The following is a 13625-nucleotide window of genomic DNA, read 5'->3' on the forward strand; positions in this document are numbered from 1 at the left end:
AAATGATATACCGCGGAGCTTTGGGCGAAGCGTGGCGGAATGTCTATTCCCACCTTGGTGAGTGTCGGAGTTCATAACCCTCTGATGTCACGACAGGTCGTCCATCGCCTGATCGAGCGAGGGGTAGAGTGCCTCGATCAGCGACCCGTCGGCGCGGACGGGGGAGGGCAACTGGTCGGCCGCGTCGATGGCGCGGGCCAGCGTGATGCCGGCGACCTCGATGATGCCGCCGCGCTCGCCATAGACGCCGGCGACCCAGCCCGCCGCCTGCGGATCGCCGTCCAGGCCGCCGTTGAACGAGATCAGGGCGTGGTGCGTGCCGTCGCCCGCCCGCCGGAACCAGGCGGGCCGCCCGTTGCCGGTGTCGATCGGCCGGAAGCCGGCCTCCGCCATCACGATCCGCACCGCCGGCCGGATCCCGTCCGCCGCCGGCCGGCCCGTCCCGGCCAGCCAGGAGGCATTGCCGAGCATCTGAGTCATCTCACACCCTTCCCTTGCGCAGGTCGCCGTCATGCAAGGGAACACCGGCGGGGGCCGCTTGTGCCGCGGGCGGGCTCACCGGCCGGCGCGGCCGAGCAGTTCGATCTGGCTGGCCAGCTCCTCCGCGGTGCGCTCGGCGGCGGGATCGTCCGCCGCGCGCAGGATCGCCCGCAAGGCCATCAGGTGGAGCCGCACCGCATCCTGCGAGGCGATCGCCGAGGCCGGATCGGCGACGATGCGCTGGAGCGAGGCGACCACGCGGGTGGCGGAGGTCGACAGGCCGCCCGGCCGGCAGCGCAGCAGGTCGAGCGGCCCCGCCATGCGGCGCAGCGCATCGGCCAGCCGGTCCGAGGCGCCGAGCGCCATCGCCGCCATCTCGTCCAGCAGGGCCAGGCCCGGCGCCTCCGCCGTGGGGTCGGGCTGGACGCTGAGCAGCAGCTCCTGCCGCAGCAGCACGGCGCGGTCGACGGCCGCCGGGTCGCCGGCCACCTTGGCGGCCAGCAGCCCGTCCGGTGGCAGCAGCCGGACCCCCGGCGCCGGGGCGATGGGGGAGCGGCGGTCCGCCGGCACCGGCCGCCGGGCCCGCCGCCGGTCGGGGCCGCGATAGCCGGGCGCGCAGACGAAGGGGCGCTGGCGCGACACCACGTCGACGATGCGCGTGGCGATGCGCGAGGGGGAGAAGGGCTTCACCAGATAGTCGGTGGCGCCGGCGTCGCGGCAGGCGATGACGTGCTCCAGCCCGCCATGGGCGGTCAGCATGATCACCGGGATCATCGGATCCGGGGAGTCGGCGCGCGTCCGAACCATCCGCACGAGGTCGAGCCCGCTTCCCCCCGGCATCTCCCAGTCGGTCAGGATGATGTCGGGCGGCGCCGCCCGCACGAGGTCGAAGGCCTCGGCGGCGCAGGACGCCTCGCTGACACGCGGGAATCCGAGGTGGCGCAGGATCCCGCGCAGCACCTGACGGGTGTGCGTGACATCCTCCACCACCATCAGATGGAGCCGGCCGTATCCTGGATCGAGGTTCATTCGGTGAACCGGTTTGACGAAAGGCCGCCGACGCTACCGCCGGGGTTGAACAAAATTCGTTAAGCGGTCGCGTCAGGATGCTGAGGCGGATTGACGCGGGGTCCAGGCCGCCATGGCGCCGAGCGTTCGTTCCAGCACCGCCTCCATCTCCGCATGCCGCTCCAGCGCCGCCGCGGCGGGGGCGTGTTCCAGGTCCCGCGCGATGGCGCCGAGGGCGGCGGCCCCGACATTCAGCGACATGCCCTTCAGCGTATGGGCCAGCGCCCGGTGGCTTTCGCCCGCGGTGGCGGCCGTGGCGATGGCGGCGATCTCGGCGCGGGCGGCGATGGCGAACTCGCTCAGCGAATGATGCCATTCCTCCGGGCTCAGCACCTCGCGCAGCACGCCGATCTGCTCGTCGTCGAGCAGTGCGGCCGGGGCGGCGGCGGACGGCTGCTGCGCGGGTTGCGGGGCGGGGCCGGCGTGGTCCGGCCCGTGAAGGATGTGGGCGATCTCCGCCAGCAGCGCGGCGGGACGCAGCGGCTTGGTGACGAAGCCGTTCATCCCCGCCGACAGGCATTCCGGCCGGGAGCTGCCGGAGGCGTGGGCGGTCAGCGCGATGATCGGCACCTGTCCGCGCGGGCCGGCCATGCCGCGCACCATGCGGGTGGCGGTCAGCCCGTCCATGCCCGGCATCTGGATGTCCATCAGCACCAGGTCGAACTCGGTGTCGCGGGCGAGCCGCAGGGCCTCGCTGCCGCTGGCCGCCAGCGTGACGCTGTGGCCGGCGCGTTCCAGCATGCCGCGGACGATGTCGCGGTTGATGTCGACGTCGTCCACCGCCAGCACGCGCAGCGGCGGCAGCTCCACGCTGCGCGCCGCCTCCTCCATGTCGCGTTCGACCGGCCGCAGGGCGGACGGGTCGCCGAGGCGGCAGACGATGGTGAAGCGGAAGACGCTGCCGCGGCCGGGAGCGGTGTCGACGTCGATGCTGCCGCCCATCATCGCGCACAGCTCGCGGCAGATGGCGAGGCCGAGGCCGGTGCCGCCGTAGCGGCGGGTGATCGAGCTGTCGGCCTGGGTGAAGCGGTCGAACAGGATGCGCAGCGCGTCCGGGGCGATGCCGATGCCGGTGTCCTCGACCTCGAACTCCAGGAAGAAGCGGGTATCGTCCACGGCGGCGCCACGGCGGACCCGCACCGCGACATGGCCGGTTTCGGTGAACTTGACGGCGTTGCCGATCAGGTTGAACAGGACCTGGCGCAGCCGTGCGGGGTCGGTGACGATCACCTCCGGCACGGTGGGCAGGGCGTGGCAGGACAGGGCCAGCCCCTTTTCCGCGGCGCGCGGGCGCATCACGTCGATGACGCCCTCCACCAGATCGGTGACGACGCAGTCCGCCTCCTCCAGCTCGATCCGCCGGGCATCCAGCTTGGACAGGTCGAGGATGTCGTCGAGCAGCCGCAGCAGCGTCTCGGCCGAGCGGTGGGCGACGTCGGCCAGCCGCCGCTCCTCCGCCGGCAGATTGCCGTCGGTCAGCAGGGAGAGGTTGCCGAGCACGCCGTTCATCGGGGTGCGCAGCTCGTGGCTGACGGTCGCCAGGAACTCCGTCTTGGCGCGGTTGGCGGCCTCCGCCTCCTCCTTCGCCTGGCGGAGCTGCCGGGCGGCGCGCTGCGGCTCCGTCACGTCGACGCACAGCCACAGCTTGCCGGCCTGGGCGCCGCCGGCGTTGCGCACCGGCACATTGTGCCAGCTCACGATGCGGCCGTCGGCCAGCACCATCTCGCGCAGCTCGTCGGCGTCGACGGCGGCCAGCGCCGCGAGGTCGGCGTCGCGCGCCGCGTTGCCCGCTCCGGCGAAGGCGCTCTCCAGCGTGGCGCCGATCGGCAGCTCGGCGATGCCGAACAGCTTGCCCACCGCCGGGTTGGCGAAGGCGATGCGGCCGTCGCGCCCGACGAACAGCACGCCGAAATCCATCGCGGCGAGCAGCGACGACAGGCGGGCCCGTTCCTGGTCGACGTCGCGGGCCAGCGCCTCCAGCTCGTCGCGCGAGACGGTGAGCTGGTCCACCCGCTCGCGGATGGCGCGGGACATGGTGTTGAAGGCGGCCCCCAGCCGGCCGATGTCGTCGTTCCCCTCCGCCATGACGGGCGGGGCGTCGTCGCCGGCGGCCATCGCCTCGCTGGCGCGGGTCAGCAGGGTCAGGTGGCGGGTCAGCCAGAGGCCGAGCAGGGTCAGCAACCCGGCCGACAGCAGGATCTCGATGACCGCGATGGCGATGCCCTGGGTCAGCAGGTCCTTGCGCGCCGACACGATGTGGCCGAGGTCGAGGCCGAACTGCACGGTGCCCAGCGCCTGCCCGGCCAGCGCCACCGGCTGGCGCACGTCGTAGCGGTACTCCGTCCCGCTGCCGGCTTCCTTGGGCGCCAGCGACAGGGCCTGTTCGGGCGGCGGCAAGGCGCGGTCGCGCGGCCAGCCGCTGAGCGCCACCAGCTTGCCGCTGCTGTCGAGGACGGCGAGATACTCGACGCCGCCGGCCGCCCGGCTCTCGTCCAGCACCGCCTGCACCGTGGCGTAGTCGCGCTGGGCGAGCGGGGCCACCAGGGCGGCGTTCAGCACCGGGGTCACCTGGCTGGCGTGGAGCTGCGCCTGCTCGGTCAGGCTGCCGTAGAGCAGGCGGACGCTGTTGGCGACGAGCAGCGTCAGCATCACCGCCTCGACGCACATCGCGGCGGCCAGCATCCGGCCGCGCAGCGTCTTCCAGGGAGCGAAGCGCAGCACGGCTCAGTTGCCCGTCTTCGCGCCGGACTTCAGCACGGCGCGCACCTCGTCGGCCAGCGGTTCCATGGCGGCCAGCTCCCCGCCGGTGATCTCGCGGTAGCCGCCGAGGGCGTTGGTGTCGAAATAGGCCCTGCCTTCCGCCGTGGCGCCGAAGGCGAGCAGCGCGTCGTGCACGGCACCGCGCAGCGCGGCGTTGCGTCCGTTCATCAGATAGACGCGGCCGGCCATCGGCTCGCTCCGGGCGATGGTGGTCAGGCGGGCCTGCACCTCCGGCGCCAGCTTCTGCAGGTTGGCCAGCGAGATGAAGCCGGCCGAGGCGTCGCCCGCCAGGATGATCTGCGCCACGCTGTCGGCGGCGCTGACGTAGCGGATCTGCACCTCCGGCACCTTGGCGTCGGACAGCCAGTGCTGGCCCCACAGCGTGACCAGCGAGGAGGGGTTCAGCCCCAGCACGGTGGTGCCGCGCAGGTCGGCGGCGCTGGGGTATTTCGCGCCCTTGCCGGCGAGGTTCTCGGCGATCACCACCGCCTTGAAGTCCGCCTTGTAGGTCAGGAGCGGCAGGTAGCCGGCATCCGAGCGGAGGAGCTGCGCCTGGTGCCCGGTGGTGACGGCGACGTCGTACTCCTGCTCGATGGCGCGGCGCGCGAAGGCGGTGAAGTCCGGCGCGGTGACGATTTCCGCCGGGCGGCCGATCGCCGCCTCCACCGCGCGGCGCACCGGCTGGTACTGCTCGACGATGACGCGGGCGCTGGTGTGGGGGGCGATGCCGATCTTGAAGGGGGGCTGGTCGGCGGCGGACGCCTGCGCCGGCAGGAGACCGAGGAGAAGAGGCAGAGCGAGGATCAGGCGCTTCAGCATCGCAGGGTGGTTCCCGGCCGGAGGAACGCCGTCCGCGGCCGCCGTGCCGCCGGCCGATGGCGGCGGTGTGCCGGCGACCTGCAGGGCGCATAGCGCGGATGATTTATCACAAAGGTTAGGGATCGGTTAGCTGCAAGCTGCCGCAGGGCGGATTCCCTCTATTGGGCGTTCTGCGAGCGATTATTTCCGGTACCGGTGCGAATTCTTCCCGGGAGGTCCGAAGCTGGCAATAATCCGGCACGGGCCAGGTCCGGTTATGACCCGCGGGGGTTTCTCTCGGTCACGGCGGAGGCCGTCACGGGCGGTCCGCGTCCGGGTCATTCCCGGAAGAGTCGGCGTTTGCGGCTCATCTATAACCATTGAGAGCTTGCGAACTTCTGGTTGCTGGTCTTCCTCTATGTATTCAAGGGCTTGTGAATTGGCGAAATCCCGGAACAGTCGGAAGGAATCCTTTCCGGTTCAGTGAAGTCGCGACCCGATGCGGACCGGCCTCAGGACAGGTCCGTATGGCCCGAAGCATCTTTTATGACGGATCGTGGGATGACCGATCTGCCGGCGGAGTTTGTCCGCAGCGGCATGCCCATCGACTTGCCCGGATACGACGTCGTTTTGGTGGCTTTCCCCAAATGTATCGCGGCCTTTCCAGGATTCAGCGTGAGGTGAGGCGATCTGTTCCTGTTTCGTCACTATGGGAGAACGGACATGGCTGAGGATTTCGACAACGGGCCGAGCGGGATCATCGCGAGCCCGGCTTGGCAGTTCATCCGACCGGTTCCTCCGGGGAAGTTCCTGCGGTTGAGCTTTCAGTTCAACGCGGCGTGGGAGAACATGATCTGGATCTGCAACGCCAATACCCGGGAACTGCTGCAGAACAGGGGCAATTACTTCAGAAGCAGGGACGACTTCGTAACGGACATCGGCCGCATATCGGCCGTCGGGCTCGTCGCATACCACAAGCTGATCTCGCCGGAAGCGAGCGACGCCGGCGATTATCCCTGGCGGCAGAGCCCGATGGCGGTGATCCGGGACGACGGCGTCGTCGCGGTCGTCGGCTTCAACGACGAGGGCGGGCCGGGCTTCAACCAGGCGGTCTGCGTGGTCTCGACCGTCAGTTGACCGCCGGGCGGACCCGCAGGCGGACGGAGGGGGCGGGCACGGCCGCGCCCCTCTCCCCCGGAACGGCCGTCAGGCGTCGAAGAAGACGGTCTCCGCCTCGCCCTGGAGATGGATGTCGAAGCGGTAGACCGGACCGGCCGCCGTTTCCTGCCGGCGGGCGATCAGGGTGGCGCGGCGCTCCTCCGGTACGGCGGCGAGGACGGGATCGCCGGCGTTCGCCTCCTCCTCGTCGGAGAAGAGCAGGCGGGTGAAGGCGTGGGACAGCATGCCGCGCGCGAAGACGGTCATCATGACGTGCGGCGCCTGCCCGTCGCCCGGCGCGCCGGGCTTCACCGTCTCGAACCGGTAGGTGCCGGTGTCGTCGGTGCCGCAGCGGCCGAAGCCGGCGGCGCCCGGAGCGATGCGGCCGTCCGGGCCGGCCTGCCAGATCTCGACCAGGGAATCGATCACCGGGCTGCCGTTGCCGTCCAGCACCCGCCCCTCGATCCGGATGGGCTCGCCCGGCGCATCGGCGAGGGCAAGGCGGTTGCCGGCGATGGCGCGGCGGCCGTAGAGGCCGGGGGTCAGGGCATAGGCGAAATAGGGGCCGACGGTCTGGGACGGGGTCTGCCTCGGCATGGATCAACCCTCCATCGGGGTGGCCTTGCGGCCGCGCAGGACGATGTCGAACTCGTAGCCGAGCGCCCACACCGGCTCGGTCACGTCGATGGAGAAGCGGGAGATCAGCAGCTCGCGCGCTCCGTCCGGGATGCCGTTGTAGATCGGGTCGAGCGGCAGCAGCGGATCGCCGGGAAAATACATCTGCGTCACCAGCCGGGTCAGGAAGGACGGCCCGAACAGCGAGAAATGGATGTGGGCCGGCCGCCAGGCATTGTGGTGGTTGCCCCAGGGATAGGCGCCGGGCTTGATCGAGGTGAAGCGGTAGCGCCCCTGGCCGTCGGTCACGCAGCGCCCGGCCCCGAAGAAGTTGGGGTCGAGCGGCGCCTCGTGCCGGTCCCACTTGTGGACATAGCGGCCGGCGGCGTTGGCCTGCCAGATCTCCAGCAGGGTGTCGGGAACCGGGCGCCCGTCCTCGTCCAGCACGCGGCCGGTGACGATGATGCGCTCGCCCAGCGGCTCGCCGTTCACCCGGCCGTTGCGCGTCAGGTCGGCGTCGAGCGGATCCACCGCGTCCTGGCCGAACGCCGGGCCGGTCAGAACCGACGGCGTCTGCGCCATCGGGATCAGCGGCTTGCGCGGCGACCGCAGGACCGTCGATTTGTACTCCGGCGACAGATAGGGCGGATGCTGCGCCCAGTCGCGCGGGGCGAAGCCGCCCGGCGCCGCGGCAGTGCTGTCCGTCATGGACGTCTCCTCCTCTGGATGGTCTTCCCCTGGCGGGGCTTGGTTGTCTGCGACTGCGGACCGGTGGCCCGTTTCCCAAGAAGCACGAAGACCGGACCGGATATGTGCGCGGAGGGATCAGCCCCCGCGATGACCGGCCAGCGCACGGTCGATGAAGGCGGCGGCGGAGCCGGTGTAGTGCAGCGGGTCGAACAGCGCGTCGAGCGCCGCCCCGTCGAGCACCGCCGCCACCGCCGGATCCTCCGCCAGCAGGTCGCGCAGCCGGCGCCCCTCGGCCGCCGCGCGGCGGCTGGCCTCGGCGACCCGCTCGTGGGCGGCCATGCGGCCCAGCCGCTCCCCCAGCGCCATGGTCACCGCCTCCGCCATGATGAGGCCGCGGGTGAGGTCGAGGTTGGCGCGCATGCGCTCCGCATCGACGGTCAGCCCGGCGACCAGCCCGGCGGCGTGGCGGGTGGCCCCGGCGACCAGGCGGGCAAGCTCCGGCAGGGCCTGCCACTCGGCGTGCCAGCCGCCGAGCCCGCGCTCATGCTCCTGCACCTGGGCGGCGAGCAGGCCGCCGGCCAGGGCGGGGGCGCGCGACGCCGTCGCCAGCAGGACGGCGCAGGACACCGGGTTGCGCTTGTGCGGCATGGTGGAGGAGCCGCCGCGCCCGGGGCCGGCGGGCTCGAAGGCCTCGCCCACCTCCATCTGCATCATCAGCGACACGTCGCGGCCGAGCGTGCCGAGCGTCCCCGCCAGGATGGCGAGCGCCGCGGCGATCTCCGCCACCCGGTCGCGGCTGGAATGCCAGGGCAGGGCGGGCAGGGGCAGCGACAGCTCCGCCGCCAGCGCCGCGGCCACCCGCAGCCCGGCGTCGCCGAGCGCCGCCAGCGTGCCCGCCGCCCCGCCGAACTGCAGCGCCAGCCGGCCGCGCGCTGCCGCCAGCCTCTGCCGGTCGCGGCCCAGCGCGTCGAGCAGCACCGCCGCCTTCAGCCCGAAGCTGGTCGGCAGGGCGTGCTGCAGCCAGGTGCGCGCCACCATCGGCGTCGCCCGGTGCCGGTCGGCAAGCGCCGCCAGCCCGTCGGCCAGCCGGGCAAGGTCGGCCTCCAGCCCGTCGCAGTAGCGGTGGAGCTGCAGCACCAGCCCGGTGTCCATGGCGTCCTGGCTGGTCGCCCCCCAATGGACGAAGCGGGCGGCCTCGGCATCGGCCTCCGCCACCTTGCGGGTCAGGTGCCCGACCATCGGGATGGCGGTGTTGCCGGCCAGCGCCGCCTCGGCCCCCAGCGCGTCGAGGTCGTAGAGGGCGGCGTCGCAGGCCGCCGCGATGGCGGGAACGGCGGCGGCGGGGACGACGCCCGCCCTGGCCTCCGCCCGCGCCAGCGCCGCCTCGAAGTCGAGCATGCCCTGCAGCCGGGCGCGCGGCCCGAAGGCGTCGGCCGCCTCGGCGGTGGTGAAGAGCGGGTCGAGCAGCGGGTCGGCGTAAGGGCTGCCCATGGCATCAGTCTCCCCGCGCCGTCCCGGCCTGCCGGTCCGCCATCCGGTCATCGGCCGCCATCTCCTCATAGGCTTCGCGGGCGAGGCGGAAGGCGGTGTTGGCGGCCGGCACGCCGGCATAGACGGCGACCTGGATCAGGATCTCCTTCACCTCGTCCAGCGTCACGCCGGTGTTGCGGGTGGCGCGGATGTGCAGCTTCAGCTCCTCCTCGTGGCCGAGCGCCGCCATCATGGCGATGGTCAGCATGCTGCGGGTCCGGATATCCAGCCCCGGCCGGGTCCAGACGGAGCCCCAGGCCTGCCGGGTGATGAAGTCCTGGAAGTCGCGGTCGAAGTCGGTGGCGCGGGCGGTGGCGCGCTCGACATGGGCCGCCCCCAGCACCGACCGGCGCACCGCCATGCCGCGGCCGTAGAGGTCCCGGTCGAGGTCGCGATCCGGCATCGGCGGCGTCTCATCGGCCATGGCCGGCTCCCCTCGTCAGGAAATCGTCGATGATGGTGGCGAGGGCCGCCGGCTGCTCGACGCAGGGCAGGTGGGCGGCGTTCGGAATGGCGGCGAGGATGGCGCCGGGGATGCCCTCGGCAAGCTCGCGCGCCAGGGCCGGCGGGGTGGCGGCATCCTCGTCGCCGACCACCACCAGGGTGCGGGCGGCGATGCGCGCGTTGTCGGCGCGCAGGTCGGCATCGCGGATTGCCATGCCGCAGCCGATGTAGCCCTCCCGGTCGGTGCGGCCGAGCATGGTGACGTAGCCGCGCACGAGGTCCGGCCGCTCCGTCCGGAAGCGCTGGGTGAACCAGCGGGCCATGACCCCTTCGGCGATGGCCGGCAGGCCGCGGGCGCGGATCGCCGCGATGCGCTCGGTCCAGACCGACGGCGGGCCGATCAGCCCGGCGGTGTCGCACAGCACCAGCGCGTCGACCCGCTCCGGCGCCTTGACGGCGAGGCGCTGGGCGACCATGCCGCCGATCGACAGGCCGCAGACATGCGCCCTGGCGACGCCGAGCGCGTCCATCAGCGTCAGCACGTCGTCGGCCAGCAGATCCATGCTGTAGCCGCCGGTCCCGTCGCCCTCTCCGGCCGGCGCCGCCTCGGTCAGGCCGTGGCCGCGCATGTCGTAGCGCAGCAGCCGCCAGCGCCGGGCGAGCGCCGGCACCATGGCGTCCCAGATGTGGAAGCTGGTGCCGATCGAGTTGGCGAACAGCAGGACCGGCGCGTCGTCCGGTCCGGCGAGGTCGTAATGGACGGTGATGCCGTTCGCGGCGATGAAGGGCATGGGGTGTCTCCCCGGTGTGCGAGGGGGAGGGGATGCCGCCCCTCCCCGGGGAGCGGGGCGTTACACCCGCTCGATCATCAGGGCGATTCCCTGGCCGACGCCGATGCACATGGTGCAGAGCGCGGTCTTGCCGCCGGTGCGTTCGAGCTGGTAGAGGGCGGCGGTGGCGAGGCGGGCGCCGCTCATGCCCAGCGGGTGGCCGAGCGCGATGGCGCCGCCGTTGGGGTTCACATGCTCGGCGTCGTCCGGCAGGCCGAGCTCGCGCATCACCGCGAGGCCCTGCGCGGCGAACGCCTCGTTCAGCTCGATCACGTCGACCGAGGAGAGCGGGCGGCCGAGACGCTCCAGCAGCTTCCGGGTGGCCGGGGCCGGGCCGATGCCCATGATGCGCGGCGGCACGCCGGCGGTGGCGCCGCCGAGGATGCGGGCGCGCGGGGTGAGGCCGTGGCGCCTGGCGGCGGCTTCCGAGGCGATGATCAGCGCGCAGGCGCCGTCATTGACGCCGGAGGCGTTGCCGGCCGTCACCGTGCCGCCCGGACGCACCACCGGCTTCAGCCCGGCCAGCGTCTCCAGCGTGGTGGCGCGCGGGTGCTCGTCGGTGGTGACCACCGTCTCGCCCTTGCGGCCCTTGATGGTGACGGGGACGATCTCCTGCGCCAGCGTGCCGTCGGCGATGGCGCGGGCGGCGCGCTGCTGGCTGCGCAGGGCGAAGGCGTCCTGGTCGGCGCGGGCGACGCCGAAGTCGTCGGCGACGTTCTCCGCCGTCTCCGGCATGGAATCGACACCGTACTGTGCCTTCATCAGCGGGTTGATGAAGCGCCAGCCGATGGTGGTGTCGTAGATCTCGGCGGAGCGGGAGAAGGCGCTCTCCGCCTTGCCCATGACGAAGGGGGCGCGGCTCATGCTCTCGACGCCGCCGGCGATCATCAGCTCGGCCTCGCCGGCCTTGATGGCGCGGGCCGCGGTGGCGACGGCGTCGAGGCCGGAGCCGCACAGCCGGTTGATGGTGGCGCCCGGCACCGCGTCCGGCAGGCCGGCCAGCAGCGAGGCCATGCGGGCGACGTTGCGGTTGTCCTCGCCGGCCTGGTTGGCGCAGCCGTAGATCACGTCGTCCACCGCGGCCCAGTCCACCGACCGGTTCCGCTCCATCAGGGCCTTCAGGGGCACGGCGCCCAGGTCGTCGGTGCGCACGGACGACAGCGCGCCGGCATAGCGCCCGATGGGCGTGCGGATCGCGTCGCAGATGAAGGCGTCGGTCATGGCGTGTTCCTCTTCGTCGTTCTTGGTCTTCGTGTCTGCCGCCGCGTCAGCCCTCGCCGCCGGCCGCTTGGCCATGGGCGCGGGCGGTGCGGTCCTGCAGGTCGCGCAGGGCCGCCAGCGCGTCGGGTTCGGGCGCCGGGGTGGTCCGCAGATCCGGGCTGATCTTCAGGTCCCACCCGGTTGCCGCCGTCACCTGCTCCACCGTCACACCGGGATGGATGCTGGTCAAGGTCAGCTCGCGCGTCACCGGATCCGGGGTGAGGATGCCGAGGTCGGTGATGACCGCGGTCGGGCCGGCGCCGGGGATGCCCGCCTTCTGCCGGGCGTCGCCGCCGTCGAGATAGCCGGCCGACGTGATGAAGGGCAGCTTGTCGACGAAGGATTTCGGGCTCTGCTTGAGGACGATGAAGACTTCCCTGGCCTGGGCGGCGATCTCGGGCGCGCCGCCGGCGCCGGGCAGCCGGACCTTCGGCTTGTCGTAGGGGCCGATGACCGTGGTGTTGATGTTGGCGAAGCGGTCGACCTGGGCCGCCCCGAGGAAGCCGACGTCGATCCGCCCGCCCTGCAGCCAGTAGCGGAAGATCTCCGGCGTGCCGACCACCGTGTCGGCGGTCTCCGCCAGCTCGCCGTCGCCGATCGACAGCGGCAGCACGGTCGGCTTGGCGCCGATCGGTCCCGATTCGTAGATCAGCACGACGTCCGGCGCGTGGGTCAGCCGGGCGAGGTTCGCCGCGGTGGAGGGCAGGCCGATGCCGACGAAGCAGACCGTGCCGTCGCGCAGAAGGCGGCTGGCCGCCACCGTCATGATCTCGGTGGCGGTGAAGTCCGGTTGCCGGTCAGTCATCAGCCGATCTCCCGGCCCGCCGTCTCGGCGAGCACGCGCTTGAATCCGTCGAAGTCGTCGGTGTCGAGGACGTGGCGCTTCATCCAGGCGGCGAAGCCCTCCCGCGAGCGGGCGATGGGGTCCCATTCCTTGTAGAACCGGTTGTCGCGCGCCGAATAGCCCTGCGCGTAGGAGGGATAGGCGCCGCCCGGCACCGGGCAGAGCGCCGACACCGCCCAGCCCGGCAGGACGCAGGCGTTGGGCGGGGCGTCGAGGCTGTCCACCACCTCCTCCACCGTCACGATGGAGCGTTTGGCGGCCAGCACCGCCTCCTTCTGCACGCCGATGATGCCCCACAGCAGGACATTGCCGCGGCGGTCGGCCTTCTGGGCGTGGATCACCGTGACGTCCGGCCGGATCGACGGGATGGCGGCCAGCGTCTCGCCGGTGAAGGGACACTCGATGAAGCGGATGTTGGGATTGACCTTCGGCAGGTCGGACCCGGTGTAGCCGCGCAGCAGCGCGAAGGGCAGGTTGGAGGCCCCCGCCACATAGGCGTTGGCGAGGCCGGCGTGGCTGTGCTCCTCATAGGCGAGCGGGTGCGGCCAGCCCTGCTCCACCGCGTCGCGGAAGCGGTGGAGCGACCCGACGCCGGGATTGCCGCCCCAGGAGAAGATCAGCTTCGCGGCACAGCCCATGCCGATGATCTGGTCGTAGATCAGGTCCGGGGTCATGCGGACCAGCGTCAGGTCCGTCTTTCCCTGGCGGATGATCTCGTGCCCGGCGGCGTGGGGGATGAGGTGGGTGAAGCCTTCCAGCGCGACCGTGTCGCCATCCCGGATCAGGCCCGCCACCGCGTCGCGCAGAGGCGTGATGGACGCCATGAAAACCCTCCCGACGGTGCGTCCGGCCACCATGTCGTGCCGGCGCTCACCGGATTGATGTGCGGATTGATGTGCGGATACCGCACCCTGAATTCCGTTTGCGCCCACGATGATCCTGTCACCCCACACTGTCAAGTGCGGAAAACGTGAGTAACGTACGATAATCGCACAAACTGGAGGGGATGTCCTGTCGGGCGGGCAGGAGATGCCAGGGAATCTCCGGTGGACAGGCGGTATGATCGCAATCCGGAGGGGGAGGGGCGGCCGTAATGGGCGTTTATCGAACGAACGTTTGTATATCGCACTTGACGGCTCTGTTCGGTG

General features: G+C 71.8%; 14 protein-coding genes. 2 read left to right on the forward strand and 12 right to left on the reverse strand.

Annotated features, from left to right (window positions below; translation table 11 throughout):
• Window positions 1–87 precede the first annotated feature (87 nt).
• The 4 genes from DEW08_RS28220 to DEW08_RS28235 form a co-directional block, all read right to left on the reverse strand.
• A complete protein-coding gene (locus DEW08_RS28220; RefSeq protein ID WP_109333670.1) occupies window positions 88–480 on the reverse strand; it encodes a hypothetical protein in 393 nt (130 codons plus the stop codon).
• Window positions 481–555: 75 nt separating this feature from the next.
• Complete coding sequence (locus DEW08_RS28225) at window positions 556–1509, reverse strand: response regulator (RefSeq protein ID WP_109333672.1); 954 nt, start codon at window positions 1507–1509, stop codon at window positions 556–558.
• 72 nt (window positions 1510–1581) lie between these two features.
• Complete coding sequence (locus DEW08_RS28230; RefSeq protein ID WP_245987057.1) at window positions 1582–4269, reverse strand: hybrid sensor histidine kinase/response regulator; 2688 nt, start codon at window positions 4267–4269, stop codon at window positions 1582–1584.
• A 3-nt stretch (window positions 4270–4272) separates the two neighbouring features.
• The gene (locus tag DEW08_RS28235) at window positions 4273–5127 is read right to left on the reverse strand and encodes a phosphate/phosphite/phosphonate ABC transporter substrate-binding protein (RefSeq protein ID WP_109333674.1); all 855 of its coding nucleotides are present in this window, start codon (window positions 5125–5127) and stop codon (window positions 4273–4275) included.
• Window positions 5128–5667: 540 nt separating this feature from the next.
• Between DEW08_RS28235 and DEW08_RS33365 the strand changes: the two genes are divergently transcribed.
• Both DEW08_RS33365 and DEW08_RS28240 read left to right on the forward strand, forming a co-directional pair.
• Window positions 5668–5790 carry a hypothetical protein gene (locus tag DEW08_RS33365; RefSeq protein WP_281262084.1) on the forward strand — a complete coding sequence of 41 codons (123 nt, stop codon included), beginning with the start codon at window positions 5668–5670 and terminating at the stop codon, window positions 5788–5790.
• A gap of 39 nt (window positions 5791–5829) precedes the next feature.
• On the forward strand, window positions 5830–6243 hold the full coding sequence (locus DEW08_RS28240; protein ID WP_109333676.1) for a hypothetical protein: 414 nt from the start codon (window positions 5830–5832) through the stop codon (window positions 6241–6243).
• A 69-nt stretch (window positions 6244–6312) separates the two neighbouring features.
• Here DEW08_RS28240 and pcaG read toward each other — a convergent pair whose 3' ends face one another.
• The 8 genes from pcaG to DEW08_RS28280 all read right to left on the reverse strand — a co-directional run bounded on the left by pcaG (window position 6313) and on the right by DEW08_RS28280 (window position 13301).
• Complete coding sequence (gene pcaG, locus DEW08_RS28245) at window positions 6313–6861, reverse strand: protocatechuate 3,4-dioxygenase subunit alpha (protein WP_109333678.1); 549 nt, start codon at window positions 6859–6861, stop codon at window positions 6313–6315.
• 3 nt (window positions 6862–6864) lie between these two features.
• Window positions 6865–7587, reverse strand: a complete 723-nt coding sequence (gene pcaH, locus DEW08_RS28250; RefSeq protein ID WP_109333680.1) for a protocatechuate 3,4-dioxygenase subunit beta — start codon at window positions 7585–7587, stop codon at window positions 6865–6867.
• A 117-nt stretch (window positions 7588–7704) separates the two neighbouring features.
• Window positions 7705–9060, reverse strand: a complete 1356-nt coding sequence (locus DEW08_RS28255) for a 3-carboxy-cis,cis-muconate cycloisomerase (RefSeq protein ID WP_109333682.1) — start codon at window positions 9058–9060, stop codon at window positions 7705–7707.
• 4 nt (window positions 9061–9064) lie between these two features.
• The gene (gene pcaC / locus DEW08_RS28260; protein ID WP_245987058.1) at window positions 9065–9523 is read right to left on the reverse strand and encodes a 4-carboxymuconolactone decarboxylase; all 459 of its coding nucleotides are present in this window, start codon (window positions 9521–9523) and stop codon (window positions 9065–9067) included.
• A complete protein-coding gene (gene pcaD, locus DEW08_RS28265; protein WP_109333684.1) occupies window positions 9513–10334 on the reverse strand; it encodes a 3-oxoadipate enol-lactonase in 822 nt (273 codons plus the stop codon). Before pcaD ends, pcaC begins: the two co-directional genes overlap by 11 nt.
• Before the next feature lie 60 nt (window positions 10335–10394).
• Window positions 10395–11594 (reverse strand): 3-oxoadipyl-CoA thiolase, encoded by a 1200-nt coding sequence (gene pcaF / locus DEW08_RS28270; protein WP_109334147.1) that lies wholly within the window; start codon window positions 11592–11594, stop codon window positions 10395–10397.
• A gap of 46 nt (window positions 11595–11640) precedes the next feature.
• Window positions 11641–12438, reverse strand: a complete 798-nt coding sequence (locus DEW08_RS28275) for a CoA-transferase subunit beta (protein WP_109333686.1) — start codon at window positions 12436–12438, stop codon at window positions 11641–11643.
• Entirely contained in the window at window positions 12438–13301 is an 864-nt protein-coding gene (locus DEW08_RS28280) for a CoA transferase subunit A (RefSeq protein WP_109333688.1), read from the reverse strand. The genes DEW08_RS28275 and DEW08_RS28280 overlap by 1 nt, the downstream gene beginning before the upstream one ends.
• Window positions 13302–13625: the final 324 nt, after the last annotated feature.

This window comes from Azospirillum thermophilum (assembly GCF_003130795.1).
GTDB lineage: Bacteria > Pseudomonadota > Alphaproteobacteria > Azospirillales > Azospirillaceae > Azospirillum > Azospirillum thermophilum.

What these genes read in the sequence shown, in the direction of transcription:
- pcaH (WP_109333680.1), bottom strand. Translation starts at nt 7,587, where the DNA reads ATGACGGACAGCACTGCCGCGGCGCCGGGCGGCTTCGCCCCGCGCGAC.
- pcaF (WP_109334147.1), bottom strand. Translation starts at nt 11,594, where the DNA reads ATGACCGACGCCTTCATCTGCGACGCGATCCGCACGCCCATCGGGCGC.
- pcaD (WP_109333684.1), bottom strand. Translation starts at nt 10,334, where the DNA reads ATGCCCTTCATCGCCGCGAACGGCATCACCGTCCATTACGACCTCGCC.
- DEW08_RS28225 (WP_109333672.1), bottom strand. Translation starts at nt 1,509, where the DNA reads ATGAACCTCGATCCAGGATACGGCCGGCTCCATCTGATGGTGGTGGAG.
- DEW08_RS28220 (WP_109333670.1), bottom strand. Translation starts at nt 480, where the DNA reads ATGACTCAGATGCTCGGCAATGCCTCCTGGCTGGCCGGGACGGGCCGG.
- DEW08_RS28235 (WP_109333674.1), bottom strand. Translation starts at nt 5,127, where the DNA reads ATGCTGAAGCGCCTGATCCTCGCTCTGCCTCTTCTCCTCGGTCTCCTG.
- DEW08_RS33365 (WP_281262084.1), top strand. Translation starts at nt 5,668, where the DNA reads ATGACCGATCTGCCGGCGGAGTTTGTCCGCAGCGGCATGCCCATCGAC.
- pcaG (WP_109333678.1), bottom strand. Translation starts at nt 6,861, where the DNA reads ATGCCGAGGCAGACCCCGTCCCAGACCGTCGGCCCCTATTTCGCCTAT.
- DEW08_RS28240 (WP_109333676.1), top strand. Translation starts at nt 5,830, where the DNA reads ATGGCTGAGGATTTCGACAACGGGCCGAGCGGGATCATCGCGAGCCCG.
- DEW08_RS28275 (WP_109333686.1), bottom strand. Translation starts at nt 12,438, where the DNA reads ATGACTGACCGGCAACCGGACTTCACCGCCACCGAGATCATGACGGTG.
- pcaC (WP_245987058.1), bottom strand. Translation starts at nt 9,523, where the DNA reads ATGGCCGATGAGACGCCGCCGATGCCGGATCGCGACCTCGACCGGGAC.
- DEW08_RS28280 (WP_109333688.1), bottom strand. Translation starts at nt 13,301, where the DNA reads ATGGCGTCCATCACGCCTCTGCGCGACGCGGTGGCGGGCCTGATCCGG.
- DEW08_RS28255 (WP_109333682.1), bottom strand. Translation starts at nt 9,060, where the DNA reads ATGGGCAGCCCTTACGCCGACCCGCTGCTCGACCCGCTCTTCACCACC.